This window comes from Clostridium magnum DSM 2767 (assembly GCF_001623875.1).
Lineage (GTDB): Bacteria > Bacillota > Clostridia > Clostridiales > Clostridiaceae > Clostridium_AM > Clostridium_AM magnum.
Genome location: NZ_LWAE01000002.1, coordinates 206,137 through 221,812 on the forward strand (window position 1 = coordinate 206,137; position 15,676 = coordinate 221,812).

The following is a 15,676-nucleotide window of genomic DNA, read 5'->3' on the forward strand; positions in this document are numbered from 1 at the left end:
GAAGGAATAGTATGTATAATAATTATAGGATGTATTCATATCCTTATTGTGGTCAAATACCAATGTGTAATTTAGACAGCATGTATAATACTTATCAATACCCTTGCTTCGCTAACACAACAATGTATGACCCGGCTTTTTCAAGATATTTTGCTGACGAGGATATTTCTTTGAAGGATGAACTAGATACTGTTTCAGAATTTGACTCTTTAGAATCCTTTGACGATGATCGTTTAGCTAGAATGAAGGATTATGGACCACAACCCTTTGTAATTAATATTAATGAAGCTAGCAAGCAAAATAAAACTTTCCGTACCGCATTATGGACAGGAAAACATCTGCAAGTTACTTTGATGAGTATTAATGTTGGCGATGACATAGGTTTAGAGATTCATCCCAATATTGATCAGTTTATACGTATTGAAGAAGGCCAAGGAATTGTTAGAATGGGAAAAAGTAAAGGTACATTAGATTTTCAAGCAAGAGTTTATGATGATTCTGCAATCATGATACCTGCTGGCACGTGGCACAATGTTATAAATACAGGGAATAAACCACTTAAGGTATATGCTATCTATGCACCGCCTCAACACCCACATGGTACAGTTCATGTAACTAAAGAGGATGCAGAAGCTAATGAAAAGAATCATCACTAATTAAGACCAATTTTTATCCTGTCAAATATAATTATAATACCACCCTATTAATTTTATGATAATAGCAGTAATTAATAGGGTGGTATTTATGTTTCTAATTTCATTAATACAGCTAAAGATGAAGCTTGTAACTATCAGTAAGGCAAAAAAATAATAACATAATCTTAGAGTTCATATATTTTATGTATGAGAATAATAAGGAGGTTGCTATGTCTATTTATTACGATATCAAAACTATTAGAGAACTTCTAGGAGATCAGCGTTCAAGTCAGCAAAAGGAGTTTACGTTAGAAGAACTGTCTCAAAATGATGGAAGCGGGGGTAAACCTGCTTATGTGGCTGTAGGAGGCATAGTATATGATGTAAGCATTCAAGCAGCTTGGGGTGGAGGAACTCACTTTGGGCTAACTGCTGGCAAAGACTTAACGGAGCAGTTTACGTCATGTCATAGGACAGCGCAAATATTAAATAATCTACCTAAAGTTGGAGTATTGAAAACTGCGAGGTGGAAAGGCCTTGAATAGAAAAGAGTTTTGTCCAGTAGTACAGAAAAAAGAGACTACTGCAAGTAACTTAACTAACATGGTATTAGATGAATTAAGAAATAGAGAAGTTAAAAAGCTAAATGCCATATGGGTTGAAGCGACTGGATGTTCGGGAAACAGAATATCACTTCTTAATGCAAAAGACCCAGATATGGTTTATTAAATGAAGATTATAAAACTTCATAATACTTATAACTCAATAAAAAGGCTTTAGCATTAAATATAATGTTAGAGCCTTTTTATATAAAGTCTAATTTTCATAGAAATTTACAATATTATTTTACGTAAACGAGTCTAATTATCTCCCCATATTTTATGTAAATAGGTGTGGTATCTGGAAATGCTTTACCGTTAATAGTAAAAAAATTGGATTTCTATCAAACTTGTTTGGTTTATACAGTCCAGGACAAACCTTCTCTAATTTTGGTTGAGGTATTTGCCACTGATGAAAGAGCAAAATGTAATCTTTATATTGAAAGAACTAGAAAGCTGAGAGATTATATAGAACATAGCTCATTTGCACTTCATTGAGAGATATTCAATGAAGTGCAAATGAACTATATAGTAATATAAACTACTTTTTAAAAATAATTATTTTCCAAGAAGAATCTAACTCTGCTAAGGCAACTTGATTTTCATAATTTTGAATTCCTTGTTTTTTGAGTTGTGACAGAAGCCAAGACTTGTTTTTACTGATATGTTTTAAGTTGCTTTCGATAATCCTTCCATCCAATATTAATGGTAGAGTAAGTGGCTTGTTTGTAGAGTTAATGTTCAAATCCTTTAGCGTAACAGGCTTATTTTCACTCTTTGGGAAAACAGATATATTTCCTTGTGGCTCGAAGACTGCTGTTTGAATATCTGACATCTTATCATAGCCTTGCTGTCTCAAAAGACCCTGAAGTTGATTTAATGTAAGGCTCAGGCTTTTTAACGCTTTCATATTGATCTGTCCATTCTCAATTAGTATAGTAGCTGTGTGTTCAAAAATTGGTGTAAACTTATTTATTAGTGCTAGACGTGCGACAACAAGCATAAGTACTACTAATAATCCAGTGCCATAAACAGATTTTATTACTACCTTATCTACTAAAGGTTCTGCAGCTACATTTGCAAGAACCATCAGACCTGCCATTTCATAGGCTGTCATTTCAGCTATAGCTTTTTTGGTTAATATCCTCGTGGAGAGGTATGTAAAAAAATAAACTAAAAATACTCTTGCAGAGTAAGTAAATAATGTATACATAGTATCCTCCTATCTTTAAATTTCTATTGGAGTTAAGGACCTGAGAAAGGCTTTATAACTAAATTTAAAGATTCTTTTAGTGCTCCTATATATTCTAAAGCACTTTCTTGATTATATTTTACAGTTGTCTCTAACTGACCTATTGTATGCTCAAAGGTTGTAAGTGCTTCTGTTGAATTATTCATCTGAATAAGAAATCGTTTTTTACTAAATGTATTTTTAAACTGAAAAGTGTACTTATTAGCTTCTTTCCAGTCTTCATTTTTGATATTTTCTTCAATTTTATTTAATTGATAACTCATAATATTGAGTGGTAAAATATTATGAAACATAATCCATAAGCTTGCGAATGCTAGTATCCAAGCAGCCATTAGTTTATATCTTATGTCAATCTTATCAAACACTAATTTTTCACCCCCAGTATGTGATATCTAGCTTAAAATAAATACATAAAATATTATTTTCATTATGTTAGTATTACTAGAAATGCAATTTATTATTCTATAGTGAATAGATATAAAAAGCAATGTTAACACTATTATTTTTCATATTAATTGTACCTAGTGGAATTCTTTAAAAACATAAGTTAAAGACGGTTGATAACTTAACTAAGGCTGTTCAGCTAGTTATTTAAAAATAAAAAAGGGCAAAAAGAAATATATACATCATTACTAAACATCTATCTTAGTTATAATGTATATATTTCTTACTAAAACTAACAAAGTACCATATGAATTTTACAATTTTATATTTTTTAATTAAGATAAACAAAATAATGAGAAGTTTTTAACCTAGAGCACTATCCAAATTATTAATGTACCCATATAGTATTTTTTTAAGGTCTAATATATCCTTCATCTCGTAATATCCAGATTTTTTATAAATATAGTTTACGGCACTAATAGCACCTAGTGCAAAAGCTTTTCTTGAAAAAGATTCATGGCTTATCTCTATTTTATCGTCTTCACCAATTATTAAAACTTCATGCTTTCCTACTACGCCACCAGCACGTACTGCATGAATAGGTATATCTTTATTGTATACTCCAGCTGTTCCAAGTCCATTTTCTATTTCATAGGACAGCTTTAATGCAGTACCTGAAGGTGCATCCTTTTTATTTTTGTGGTGGATTTCTGTGATTTGAAAATCGTAGTTGCTTAATATATTGGCTGCAATATTACTTAAAAGCATCACCACGTTGACACCTAAGGTAATATTTGGTGCATATACTATTCCATTGTTAAACTTATGAGCTATATTTTGAAGCTTATCAATATCTTCTGTAGTAAAACCTGTTGTACCTATAACCAAGTTAACTTTCATTTTCGATAGTATTTTAGCATTTTCTAAAGTTGCCTTGGGACTGGAGAAGTCTATAACTACATCTGGCTTGGTTTTAAAGATAACATATTCTAATTCGTCAGAGGTGCTTATCTTTACATCTGCTTTATAGTTTCTTAGAAGTTCACCTAAATCCATTCCTTTTTTTGTACTATTTGGACTGCATATAGCTGCAACAATTTTCATATTATCCTGTTCTAAAATTCCCTTTGCGATATGTTGCCCTGTTTTGCCTAAACCTATTAAACCTACTTTAATCATAATAAATACCTCCATTTTAACGCTTACGAGGTTAGCTGACGGATTCGGACAGAAGGTCTATCCCTACTCAATATTAATTGAGATTCACCCCTAGGAAACGGTTCCCCCGCTCTTTTAGATTCAGCGTCTATTAAATATTAACAACTTGATTATATATTTAAAGTTGTTTGTTGTCAATATTAAGTAATTTTTAAAATTCCGATATTTGATCTTAGTTTACAATTTGTACAAATTTTTAATTTTTTATATCTGTTTGTAAATCAGTATCTAATAAAGGTTTTTGTTACAAATTTTGAGAAATTGTTAAATTATTATTTACATAATCTTAATATTGTCCTATACTATTTATGGATTTAGTAAAGTAATATATTGCATTTAGCCTTAGTTTCTGTAAAAGGCTATCTTGTTTGACTGTTATGATGAAACTGCAGAATAGTTTAACTAACTCATATAATCATAAGCAATCATGTATTTAAATATTTAGAACGAAAACATTCGAAAAGGGGGAATTGCTTTAAGATAAAATATGTCTTAAAGTAAATTAAAAATGTCAGAAAAATATGTTATAAAACCTGTGTATCAAAAAATAGCAATAGACATAGCTAATAGAATAGTATCAGGAGACTTCTCCATAGGTGAGAGGCTTCATGGCAGATCATCTCTTGCAAGTCACTATAATGTTTCGCCTGAAACGATTAGAAGAGCAATGACACTTTTGAATGATATGGATATCGTAGAAGTAACAAAAGGCAGTGGAATTCTAATCAAATCTGTAGATAACTGCTTGAAGTTTATAGATAAATTTAAAGATATAGGTTCTATGAACTCTTTCAAAAAAGAGATTTTAGAGCTGCAAGATGAAAAAAATGCGTTAGAAAGAAAAATCGATGGAATAATTAATGAACTTATAGACTATTCTAATAGATTTACTAGTACTAATCCTTTTGTGCCCTTTGAGTTTGAAATACAAAAAGGACTTGATATTATTGGAAAAACTATATCGGAAACTAAGTTTTGGCAAAACACAAGTGCCACTATAATAGGCATAAGAAGGAGAGGAAGCTTGATACTTTCTCCGGGTCCTTATGCTATATTCGAAGAAGGAGATATATTTATAGCAATAGGTGACGAAGAAAGCTATTATAGAATAAAAAAGTTCCTTTATGAAGAAAGTCATATATAAATTCTATTTAAAGTGTATAAAGCAGGTTATGGTAGTTTTACATCACCATAATCTGTTTTTCTTTATTTTTAAGAATAGGCAGCTTTAGTTAAGAGCGTATTTTTCTTAAAAAGTGTTAGTTTTAGAGATTCTATTTTTCTTATTTATCCGATGACTACCCGCTCTAATACCCTCATCTGATTCAAGTTTACACTTCATCAGAAAATTGCCCTTTACAAAGTAACAACTTTGTGTTAAATTAAAGTTGTTGATTTACAAAAGGAGGGATTGTTGTGATAGAGTTTAAAAATGTAAGTATGCGTATAAGTGATAGGACAATTATTGACAGTATAAGCTTAACAATAAATAGAGGAGAACTAGTAACCTTTGTTGGTCCAAGTGGATGCGGAAAAACTACTACGCTAAAAATGATTAATAAGTTAATAACTCCAACTTCCGGTGAAATTTTTATAAACGGAAATAAACTTGAATATGAAGATACTATTAAGCTTAGGAGAAATATGGGGTATGTAATACAACAAACTGGTCTGTTTCCTCACATGACTATAGCTGAAAATATAGCCTTAATACCTAATATAGAGAAAAAGAATAGTAAGGAAACATTGAAAAAAGTTGAAGAATTACTTAATTTAGTAGACATGAATCCTAAAGATTATATGAATAAATATCCTAGTGAATTAAGTGGCGGGCAGCAGCAAAGAGTGGGCATAGCAAGAGCTTTTGCTATGAGTCCAGAAATAATACTAATGGATGAGCCTTTTAGTGCTTTAGATCCAATAACTAGAAATCAGCTTCAAGATGAAATATATAATATTCAACAAAATTTTAAGAAAACAATTATTTTTGTAACTCATGACATGGATGAAGCTATAAAATTGGCAGATAGAATATGTATTATGGGAGAAGGCCATATATTACAGTTTGATACTCCAGAGGAAATATTAAAAAATCCATCAAATGAATTTGTAAGGGAATTTATTGGTGAGAATAGAATATGGAATCAGCCAGAGTTAATTAAAGCAAAGGATATTATGATAAAGGAGCCAATAAAATCTAGCGCTGAGAGAACAACTCTTCAGGCAGTTGAAATAATGAAATCAAACCATGTAGACAGTTTGCTTGTTACAAATAACCAAGGTAATTTAATTGGACTTATTACCTTAAAGGAAATTAGAGCTAGCATGGATAAGAATAACAGACTAAAAGATATTATGGAGACAAATGTAATAACAGTGAATTTTGAAGATTCTATATTAAGTGTTCTTAAAAAAATGGATAAGTATAGTATAGGATATATTCCTGTCATAGATAACAAATCAGTTTTAGTGGGGCTTATTACCAGAAGTAGTCTTTTATCGGTGATGAGTGGTCAATTTCTTAACAAGGAGGCGAGTGCCTAATGAATACAATTAATAGCTTTTTAGACTTTACTATAGACAGAAAAGCTCAAATATATAGTTTGTTTGTAGAGCATATACAGTTAACTATGTTTGCAGTTTTAATATCTATAATGATAGGAATCCCTTTGGGCATGGTTATAGTCAGAAGAAAGAGAGTTTCTTCTGCAGTGATTGGCATAGCAAACATCATACAGTCAATACCAAGCCTAGCCTTGTTAGGTTTTTTAATTCCGGCTTTAGGGATAGGGAGTAAACCAGCAATCGCTATGGTAGTACTATATTCTCTGCTTCCAATTATAAAAAATACTTTTACTGGACTTACTAATGTAAATATGGCTACAATTGAAGCTGCTGAAGGAATAGGACTTACCAAGAGGCAAATTCTATTGAAGATACGACTTCCTTTAGCAATGCCAATTATAATGTCTGGTATAAGAATATCTGCAGTTACCGCCGTAGGTCTTATGACTATTGCTGCTTTTGTAGGGGCCGGCGGGTTAGGTTATTTAGTGTTTTCAGGTGTACAAACTGTCAATAATAATATGATATTAGCAGGTGCAATCCCAGCATGTTTTCTGGCTATATTTTTAGACTTTATTATTGGAAAAATTGAAAATGTGGCTATACCAGAAGGTATAAAAGTTTCAAGTAATAAGTCCTATAAAAAAACTTATAAGAGCATTACTACACTGTTAGGCAGTAAAAGGCGAAAAAGTGTTTTGGCGGCAATTCTCTCAATAGTTTTTTTTACCTTTGTTTTTCTAGCACATAATGGGGTTGGTAAAAAAACAATAGTGGTTGGCTCAAAAAACTTTAATGAGCAGTTAATTATTGGTAATATGCTTTCATCACTGATAGAAAAAAATACAGATTACAAGGTAGACAGAAAATTAAATTTAGGTGGCACTAATGTACTTTTTACTGCTATGAAATCTGGAGATGTAGATTTATATGTGGAATACACCGGCACAGGTCTTGTAAATATAATGAAAGAAGATTCAATAAGTGATGCAGATAAAGTATATGATATAGTAAAAGATTACTTTGAGAAAGAATATGATATGGAGTGGTTAAGACCCTTAGGTTTTAATAATACCTATGTATTAGCTATGAAAAAAGAGCTGGCAGATAAGTATGATGTAAATACCATATCTGATTTAAGTAAAGTAAGCACAAGTATGAGCTTAGGTAGTACTATGGAATTTGCTAATAGATCAGACGGATACCTTGGACTACAAAAAGAATATGGCTTAAAATTCAATACTGTAAAGGGATTAGAGGGGGGGCTTCGTTATTCTTCTTTGGAAAGTGATGAAACACAGGTAGCGGATGCCTTTTCTACAGACGGTCTGTTAAAAAAATTTGATTTAAAGCTACTTAAGGACGATAAAAATTTCTTTCCTCCATACTACGCAGTTCCTTTGGTAAGAAAAGATACATTAGAAAAATATCCGGAACTTAAATCCTTGATATTAAGTTTAGAAGGAAAGTTTACAGATGAAGATATGAGAAGTCTCAATTATAGAGCTGATAACGGTGAAGATCCTAGACTAATTGCAGAAGAATTCTTAAAAGATAAAGGGTTGATAGAGTAAATAGATTCCTTGTATAAGATTACTGGTAGTAATAAAAAAGGGACTGCAGAAAAGCAAAAGAATCTATACAGATATTTCAAATTCAAAAAATATATTTTTACGAATGAAAAAGTTGGTAAGTGTTTACCAACTTTTCATTTTTGCCAATAATAAATACCATAGTTTAACTTGTGGGTGTGATTTATCTATCAGTAATATGATTAATTTACTTATGAATAAATCAATTACAAAACAAATGTATTAAATATTATACTTTTCCAGCAGGCTCCCTAGTTACTTTTGGATTATTAAAGCTAGGTGCAGTTGGTGATGGATCATCGAAAAATCTTCCTGGTGTAGATAAATCAAATCTATACAAGATTATTATGAGTAAGTAAACGAAGGTTTATTTTTAATCTATATAGAGAGATGAGAAATAGCGTAGATCATATAACAAGAGAATTTAAAGTATTCTTCTGGTTTTAAGCTAAAGTATTAAAGATATCCTTTGCAACATGATCATCAGTTTGAGGGCTAAAGTTTAATATCATCACTTCCAGACAATTTCAATAAATGATCCATTGAAGCTGAAGCGGTATCCTCACTGGTAAGAATAACTAAATAGTCACCTAAATAAATCGCTGTATTTCCTTTAGGTATAAATTCCTTTTCGCCCCTTCTAATTCCCACAATTAAACATTTAGCAGGCCAGGTTACATCTTTTATTTTTTTGCCTTCTAATGTTGAACCTACGCATACTGGAATCTCAATAACTATTTTAGTTTTATCTTCTCCTTCAAAGTTGCTGTTATTTTTGTTTAAAATTCTTTCTAAGAGTGCTTCGTATACAGGCTTAGAATTCATTGTATCTGCTACTATGTAGGAAATTAAAGATATCATTGCTATTGGAAGTAAGTGAGTAAACGATCCTGTCATCTCAGTAATTAGAATACTTCCTGTTATAGGTGACTTTACTATTGCTGAAAAATAACCTGCCATAGCAAGAATTATAAAGTTATCTTTATACATATGATCAAAGCCAAAGAAATAGCTTAACCCATCGCAATATATATTTCCTATTAATGCTCCTAGTACTAAAAGAGGAAGAAATATACCGCCGGGAGCAGAGGAACCAAAGCATATCATAGTAAAACAGAACTTTATTATTAAAATAATTATTAGCAGCTTAATTGAGAAAGAGGTGCTCATGATGGAAGTAACTAAGTCACTACCTCCTCCTAAAACCTCTGGTAAAAACAATCCTAGTACAGCGGCTAATAGAAATGGGATAATAGGACGTGCCTCTGTCGGAAGCCACTTTTGCTTTGAATATAGAGTTTGTGTACCTAACAGTATTTTATTAAAAAGTACACCTAAGACTCCAACTAGAATACCAAGTATAGCTATGTATGCATAATTTTCAAGAGGCAACTGGCCAAGATGTTGAAAATTAAAAATTGGACTAAGACCAAAAAAGTGTTTTGCAATAAAAGAGGATGTAATGGAAGCTGCTAGTGCTGAAGTCATAACTATAGGAGAAAAGTTTTTATGGACCTCTTCCAGTGCAAAAATAGCGCCTGCCAAAGGAGCGCTAAAAGCAGCTGAAAGGCCTGCACTAGCACCACTTGTAACAAGAAGTTTTTCTTCGATTTTTATTCTCTTAAGTATTCTACTCACACCTTGTCCTACTGCGGCGCCTATTTGTATAGATGGACCCTCTCTTCCTAAAGATAGACCAGCACCTATGCAGAGAACTCCTCCAATGAACTTACCTACAATTACACTTAGCCAGTTCATATTTAATTTTCCTACTAAAATACCTTCAACCTGTGGTATACCGCTACCGGAAGTCATAGGATCTTTTTTTACAACCAGTCCAACTATATATCCCATAATTACCACCAACAACACCCACAGAGGAATCATCCATGTGTTCTTTAGTTGCAGAGAGTATATATATCTTGAAAAGTTTATTGCACCTTCCAATAAAAATCTGTAGAAGGTGGCGACTAAACCAGCAAAAAAGCCTACAATTACGCTCTCTATTATTATTTTTAATCTGAAACTATGCCAATGAGATAATGTTTTTTGTATGTTACTAGGGTTATGCGTATTAATGTTATTTAAAAAATTCATAAAAGCATCTCCATATCTTAGTCAATGAAATTCTAGATATCTTCCTATTAATATACATAAGATTTTTTTGTCTAGGAATTTATGTCTATATTACGATAAGTATTATAACATAGATAATGTAAGAATGCATTTTTAGATTTGAGAGATAATATTATCGGTTGCTATATGGACATAGTCAAGGAGGATAAATAATATTATGGAAAAAAAACATCAAGGATTATCAGCAGGACATCTTACAATGATGGCATTGGGTTCTGTTATAGGAGGTTCATTTTTTATTGGTACAGCCGTAGCTATTAATGCGGCAGGACCCGTCGTTCTAATATCTTATATACTAGGAGGAATATTAATTTATTTTATACTATATGCTTTGTCTGAAATGACTGTGGCAAATCCCCACTCTGGTTCTTTTCGTACTTTGGCAGCACGTTACTTCGGGCCAGGAACTGGGTTTGTTGTTGGTTGGGTATATTGGACTGGAATGATTCTATCTATGTCTAGTGAAGCTACTGCGGTTTCAATTTTGATACGTAATTGGTTTCCTAACATAGCTATATCCTTAATGGGAAGCTTAATAATAATAGGTGTTACTCTGCTTAATTTATTAGGAGCGAGAAGGATAAGCAAGGTGGCAAGCAGCCTCTCTGCAGTAAAGTTACTGGCAATAGTCTCCTTCATTGTTATATCAATCTTGCTAGTTATGGGTGTATTCCCCAGGACTTCGGCAATTGGTATTGGGGAACTTGCAAGAGAACCGCTTATGCCAGGAGGAGTAAAGGGAATTGCAGGAAGTATGCTTATAGTCATATTTGCCTATGCAGGTTTTGAAATAATTGCATTAGCTGCTTCGGAAGCGGCTAACCCTGAGGAAACAATTCCTAAAGCAATCAGGAATACTGTTTTAGGTCTTGTAGGTTTATATATACTTTCTGCCCTTGCTTTGCTTCCTCTAGTTCTAACATCTGCCCTCACAGAAAATATGAGTCCCATGGTAACGGCTCTTAATAGATGGGGAATGGGATGGGTTAGTACCGCTATGAATCTGGTACTTATGACAGCTATACTCTCTGCCTCATTAGCATCTATGTTTGGAATTGGAAGAATGATGAGATCTCTGGCAGATGAGGATCAGGCGCCAAAGTGGTTGAAAGATAAGGGTGATGTGCCTTATCGGGGAATGATTTTTTCTGGTTTTGCTATGCTATTAACATTATGGTTAGGTCTTTTGTTTCCAAGAATGTATCTATTCCTGATAAGTTCAGGTGGCTTTGCTCTTCTCTTTACATATGCCGTAATTTTGGCTATTCATATACGATTTCGTAAAATGGATGGATGTCCTCCAGAAGGAAAGTGCCAGATGCCTGGATTCCCTTATAGTTCTTGGTTGGCTTTAATAGGTACAATTGTAATCATCTTAAGTATGCCAATTATTTCAGGGCAGGGATCAGGGCTTATAGCTGGGATTGCAATGGTATCAGTATTTTCATTAATTTACGTGGCAATGAAATTTTTCAGTGGATCTCAAGTCAAAAGCACCACTGATGCAAGTAGGAATATTAAAAGGTATCACGGGAAGTTTGTAACAGAGTTCTCAAGGGAGCTAACAGAAGAGACTAACAGGAAAGACAAAGTAAAACCAATAAGAAAGAGAAGAAATAAAGAATAGATTTATCTAAAAGGGTATTTATTAGAATAATATATCCCTTTATCTATATAAAGATTTAATATAGATGAAGTTGTTGTAATTTCCTAGGTTGTGCAGGTAATATATTATATGTCTATCCAAAGGTTAAGCCTGATTCTCATGGTAAAGAAGTACTAGAACTACTAAAATAGTTTATTAAATTTGCTTGTTGTATTTTTAAAGTAAGTATGGTATAGTCTAAACAAATATGATGATTGGAGTTGAAAAGATGATTAATTTTTCTTGCTAGTTTTACAAAGCATAACAAAATCGTGGGTTCGTATAATACCGCTTTTTTTTGTTGTGCCTATGCAAGAAAGTTAATTATTTTTTCACTCAGAAAATATATACTTTTCGTTCCCGTAATAGAGGGTTGGATTTGATATATTTATGAGCCGTAAGAATAATAATTTCTTGCGGCTCTTATTTTTTTACAAATCATGAGAATAAGTAGGAGGAATTATACAATGGATAATAAAGATACTTCGATAACGCATGATAATCTCCATATAGAGCCGGATACTTCAGGTGACATTTATCCGATGACTACCCGCTCTAATACTTCCCCCTTCTCTAAGGGGAAGTAAAGAGCGGGTACGTCCCTGGATAACGAGTTCTAAGTGTCAAAAACACTAAGAACTCTGTTTATATGGAGTAATACCAGTCACCTATTGTTCTGACTTTGTTGTTTGTACTTTTAATTACAAAGGAGGATAAAAATATGTCTTTAATAAATGTAACAAACCTGACCTTCGCTTATGAAGGTAGTTATGATAATATTTTTGAAAATGTAAGCTTTCAAATTGATACCGATTGGAAATTGGGCTTTACCGGAAGAAATGGGCGAGGAAAAACTACCTTTCTGAATCTTTTACTTGATAAATATGAATATGCTGGAAATATTTCAGCCAATGTAACCTTTGAATATTTTCCTTATGAGGTTCAGGAACAAGAAAATTTCACTATAGATATCATAAGGGAAATCAGTCCAAATTCAATGGATTGGGAAATAATGAAAGAATTATCGCTTTTAGATATAGATGATGATGTTTTATACAGACAGTTTTATGCACTGTCAAAAGGAGAACAGACCAAGGCATTGCTTGCTGCTATGTTTTTGAAGGAAAACTCCTTCTTACTTATTGATGAACCTACAAATCATCTGGATGCTGAAGCTAGAAAAAAACTAAGTAATTACCTCAGAAAAAAGAGAGGATTTATTCTGATTTCACATGATAGGTATTTCTTGGATAACTGTATTGACCATGTTCTCTCAATAAATAAGACAAATATAGAAATACAAAAAGGTAATTTTTCCATCTGGTGGAAAAATAAACAAAGACAGGATAATTTTGAGCTTGCGGAAAACGAGAAACTTAGAAAAGATATTAATCGTTTATCTGAGTCTGCTAAACGAACAAGTAATTGGTCCAATGAAGTAGAAAAATCCAAGAAAGGAACAACAAACTCTGGTTCAAAGCTGGATAAAGGTTATGTTGGACATAAAGCTGCTAAAATTATGAAACGTTCTAAGTCAATTGAAAGCAGACAGCAAGGTGCTATTGAAGAAAAGTCTAAGCTTCTCAAAAATATTGAAAGCTCCGACAGCTTGAAGATTTCTCAACTTGTTTATCATAAAAACAAACTTGTGGAACTTGAGAATATTTCAATTTTTTACGGTGACACCATGGTTTGTAACGATGTTGGCTTTAGTATTGAGCAAGGTGACAGAATTGTACTTAAAGGTAAAAATGGCTCAGGAAAGTCAAGTCTTATCAAGCTTATTTGTGGTGAGGATATAAACTACACAGGTAGTTTCAACAAAGGAAGTCAGCTTAAAATATCCTATGTCTCCCAGGATACATCGTATCTTAAGGGCAATCTGACCGACTATGCTTCAAATAACAATATTGATGAGAGTCTTTTTAAAGCTATTTTAAGAAAGCTTGATTTTTCTAGAGATCAATTTGGAAAAGATATATCATCTTTCAGTGGTGGCCAAAAGAAAAAAGTGCTGATTGCAAAGAGTCTTTGCGAGAAAGTTCATTTGCATATCTGGGATGAACCTCTTAATTTTATTGATATTATCTCTCGTATGCAAATAGAAGAGTTATTGCTTGAATACTCACCAACTTTACTGTTTGTGGAACACGATAGTGAATTTTGCAAAAATATTGCAACAAAGAGTGTTGAGCTTTAGTTTTGCGAATAAAAGTGTGCTAAAGGGGGAGTGGCAGGGCTCCCCTTTTTATTTGTCTAAAATAGAACAGTAATGAACGGAGGAAGTTGTATGAAACAAAAACAAAGAGCAGTAATTGTAGGATGTAATCTCAAGGATGATAAAGAATTCTTAAATATGATGGAGGAGCTATGTAGTCTAGCTAATGCATGTGATATTGAATTAGTTGGTGAAATTACTCAAAAATTAGAGCGAGTGTATCCGTCACATTATCTAGGTAGGGGAAAAATCCAAGAACTATTTACATTAATTCACGAAAAAGATGTGAACATGGTTATTTTTAATGATGAGCTGTCTCCATCACAAATTCGTAATCTGTATACAGCTTTAAAATGTAAGGTAATAGATAGAACGGTTCTGATTTTGGACATTCTGGCTAAGAGGTCTAAAAGCAAAGAAGCACAGCTGCAGGTAGAAATAGCAAAATTACAGTATATTCTGCCTAGGGTAACTGGCCTTGGAGAAACATTAGGTCATCAGGCATTTGGGACAGGGTTTATAAACAAAGGTTCGGGAGAAACAAAGCTTGAACTTGATCACAAAAAGATTAAGGATAGAACCAGTGGTCTACATGCAGAACTGGAAACACTTGTAGTTCAAAGGCAGAACCAAAGAAAACAGCGTAAAAAATCAGGAATACCTGTGGTTGTTTTGGTAGGATATACAAACGCAGGTAAGTCAAGCATTATGAATTCAATGATTGATTTATACAGTTCTTCAATTGATAAGAAGGTATTTGAAAAGGATATGTTATTCGCTACATTAGAGACTTATGTAAGAAATATTAAACTGCCAGATAATAAATCATTCCTGTTAAGTGATACAGTAGGATTTATCAGTAAGCTACCTCGCCAGCTTGTAAATGCATTCCGCTCAACTTTAGAGGAAATTACTGAAGCTGACTTGTTAGTTCATGTAGTTGACTGTTCAAACCCTAATTATAAACAATATATTGAAGTTACAAAGAAGACATTAAAAGAGCTGGGGGCAGGCAATATCCCCATTATTTATGCTTATAATAAGACAGATTTAGTAGAGGGTGAAATCACAAAAGATAAAAAAGATTGCATATATATTTCTGCTAAAAATAAAGCTGGAATAGGTGAACTAGTAAATGAAATTTGCAAAAAGACTTTTCTACAGTATGTTTACTGTGAGCTGCTAATTCCATATGAAAAAGGAAACCTACTGTCATACTTTAAGAATAATGCCAACATTAAATCGATTAAATATAATAGTAATGGAGTGTTAATATCGATGGAATGCAAAGAATCAGATTACAGAAGATATAAATAATTTAAAAGCCTGATTAAAATATAGTTATCCTTAGTCATCTTTTGGAAACAGATATGTCTGTGCACCTTTTAATATAGTAACGGCAACGGAGGACGGATTGGGTAAGGAGAAATTA

The 15,676-nt window shown here is 32.7% G+C and carries 13 protein-coding genes and 1 riboswitch; of the genes, 9 read left to right on the forward strand and 4 right to left on the reverse strand.

Annotated features, from left to right (window positions below):
* Window positions 1-11 precede the first annotated feature (11 nt).
* From CLMAG_RS08600 to CLMAG_RS08610, 3 genes are all read left to right on the forward strand, one after another.
* Window positions 12-656 (forward strand): cupin domain-containing protein, encoded by a 645-nt coding sequence (locus CLMAG_RS08600; RefSeq protein ID WP_066621043.1) that lies wholly within the window; start codon window positions 12-14, stop codon window positions 654-656.
* Between the two features lie 209 nt (window positions 657-865).
* On the forward strand, window positions 866-1,180 hold the full coding sequence (locus CLMAG_RS08605; protein ID WP_066621046.1) for a cytochrome b5 domain-containing protein: 315 nt from the start codon (window positions 866-868) through the stop codon (window positions 1,178-1,180).
* Entirely contained in the window at window positions 1,173-1,364 is a 192-nt protein-coding gene (locus tag CLMAG_RS08610; protein ID WP_066621048.1) for a hypothetical protein, read from the forward strand. Before CLMAG_RS08605 ends, CLMAG_RS08610 begins: the two co-directional genes overlap by 8 nt.
* A gap of 411 nt (window positions 1,365-1,775) precedes the next feature.
* Here the strand turns inward: CLMAG_RS08610 and CLMAG_RS08615 are convergent, their stop codons facing one another.
* The 3 genes from CLMAG_RS08615 to dapB all read right to left on the reverse strand — a co-directional run bounded on the left by CLMAG_RS08615 (window position 1,776) and on the right by dapB (window position 4,049).
* A complete protein-coding gene (locus CLMAG_RS08615; RefSeq protein WP_066621050.1) occupies window positions 1,776-2,447 on the reverse strand; it encodes a DUF421 domain-containing protein in 672 nt (223 codons plus the stop codon).
* A gap of 32 nt (window positions 2,448-2,479) precedes the next feature.
* On the reverse strand, window positions 2,480-2,851 hold the full coding sequence (locus CLMAG_RS08620; RefSeq protein WP_082831854.1) for a DUF4363 family protein: 372 nt from the start codon (window positions 2,849-2,851) through the stop codon (window positions 2,480-2,482).
* A 382-nt stretch (window positions 2,852-3,233) separates the two neighbouring features.
* On the reverse strand, window positions 3,234-4,049 hold the full coding sequence (dapB, locus tag CLMAG_RS08625) for a 4-hydroxy-tetrahydrodipicolinate reductase (protein WP_066621052.1): 816 nt from the start codon (window positions 4,047-4,049) through the stop codon (window positions 3,234-3,236).
* 4 nt (window positions 4,050-4,053) lie between these two features.
* A riboswitch (cyclic di-AMP (ydaO/yuaA leader) is annotated at window positions 4,054-4,185 on the reverse strand.
* A 411-nt stretch (window positions 4,186-4,596) separates the two neighbouring features.
* Here dapB and CLMAG_RS08630 point away from each other — a divergent pair.
* From CLMAG_RS08630 to CLMAG_RS08640, 3 genes are all read left to right on the forward strand, one after another.
* The gene (locus tag CLMAG_RS08630) at window positions 4,597-5,232 is read left to right on the forward strand and encodes a GntR family transcriptional regulator (protein ID WP_066621061.1); all 636 of its coding nucleotides are present in this window, start codon (window positions 4,597-4,599) and stop codon (window positions 5,230-5,232) included.
* A 272-nt stretch (window positions 5,233-5,504) separates the two neighbouring features.
* Complete coding sequence (locus CLMAG_RS08635; protein ID WP_066621063.1) at window positions 5,505-6,632, forward strand: betaine/proline/choline family ABC transporter ATP-binding protein; 1,128 nt, start codon at window positions 5,505-5,507, stop codon at window positions 6,630-6,632.
* Entirely contained in the window at window positions 6,632-8,227 is a 1,596-nt protein-coding gene (locus tag CLMAG_RS08640; protein ID WP_066621065.1) for an ABC transporter permease/substrate-binding protein, read from the forward strand. Before CLMAG_RS08635 ends, CLMAG_RS08640 begins: the two co-directional genes overlap by 1 nt.
* A 513-nt stretch (window positions 8,228-8,740) precedes the next feature.
* Here CLMAG_RS08640 and CLMAG_RS08645 read toward each other — a convergent pair.
* The gene (locus CLMAG_RS08645) at window positions 8,741-10,342 is read right to left on the reverse strand and encodes a ClC family H(+)/Cl(-) exchange transporter (protein WP_066621068.1); all 1,602 of its coding nucleotides are present in this window, start codon (window positions 10,340-10,342) and stop codon (window positions 8,741-8,743) included.
* 196 nt (window positions 10,343-10,538) lie between these two features.
* Between CLMAG_RS08645 and CLMAG_RS08650 the strand changes: the two genes are divergently transcribed.
* The 3 genes from CLMAG_RS08650 (at window position 10,539) to hflX (ending at window position 15,561) form a co-directional block, all read left to right on the forward strand.
* A complete protein-coding gene (locus CLMAG_RS08650; RefSeq protein WP_066621070.1) occupies window positions 10,539-12,008 on the forward strand; it encodes an amino acid permease in 1,470 nt (489 codons plus the stop codon).
* 739 nt (window positions 12,009-12,747) lie between these two features.
* A complete protein-coding gene (locus tag CLMAG_RS08655) occupies window positions 12,748-14,226 on the forward strand; it encodes an Lsa family ABC-F type ribosomal protection protein (protein WP_066621072.1) in 1,479 nt (492 codons plus the stop codon).
* 90 nt (window positions 14,227-14,316) lie between these two features.
* Window positions 14,317-15,561: a GTPase HflX gene (hflX, locus tag CLMAG_RS08660; protein ID WP_066621075.1), complete on the forward strand. Its 1,245-nt coding sequence runs from the start codon at window positions 14,317-14,319 to the stop codon at window positions 15,559-15,561.
* Window positions 15,562-15,676: the final 115 nt, after the last annotated feature.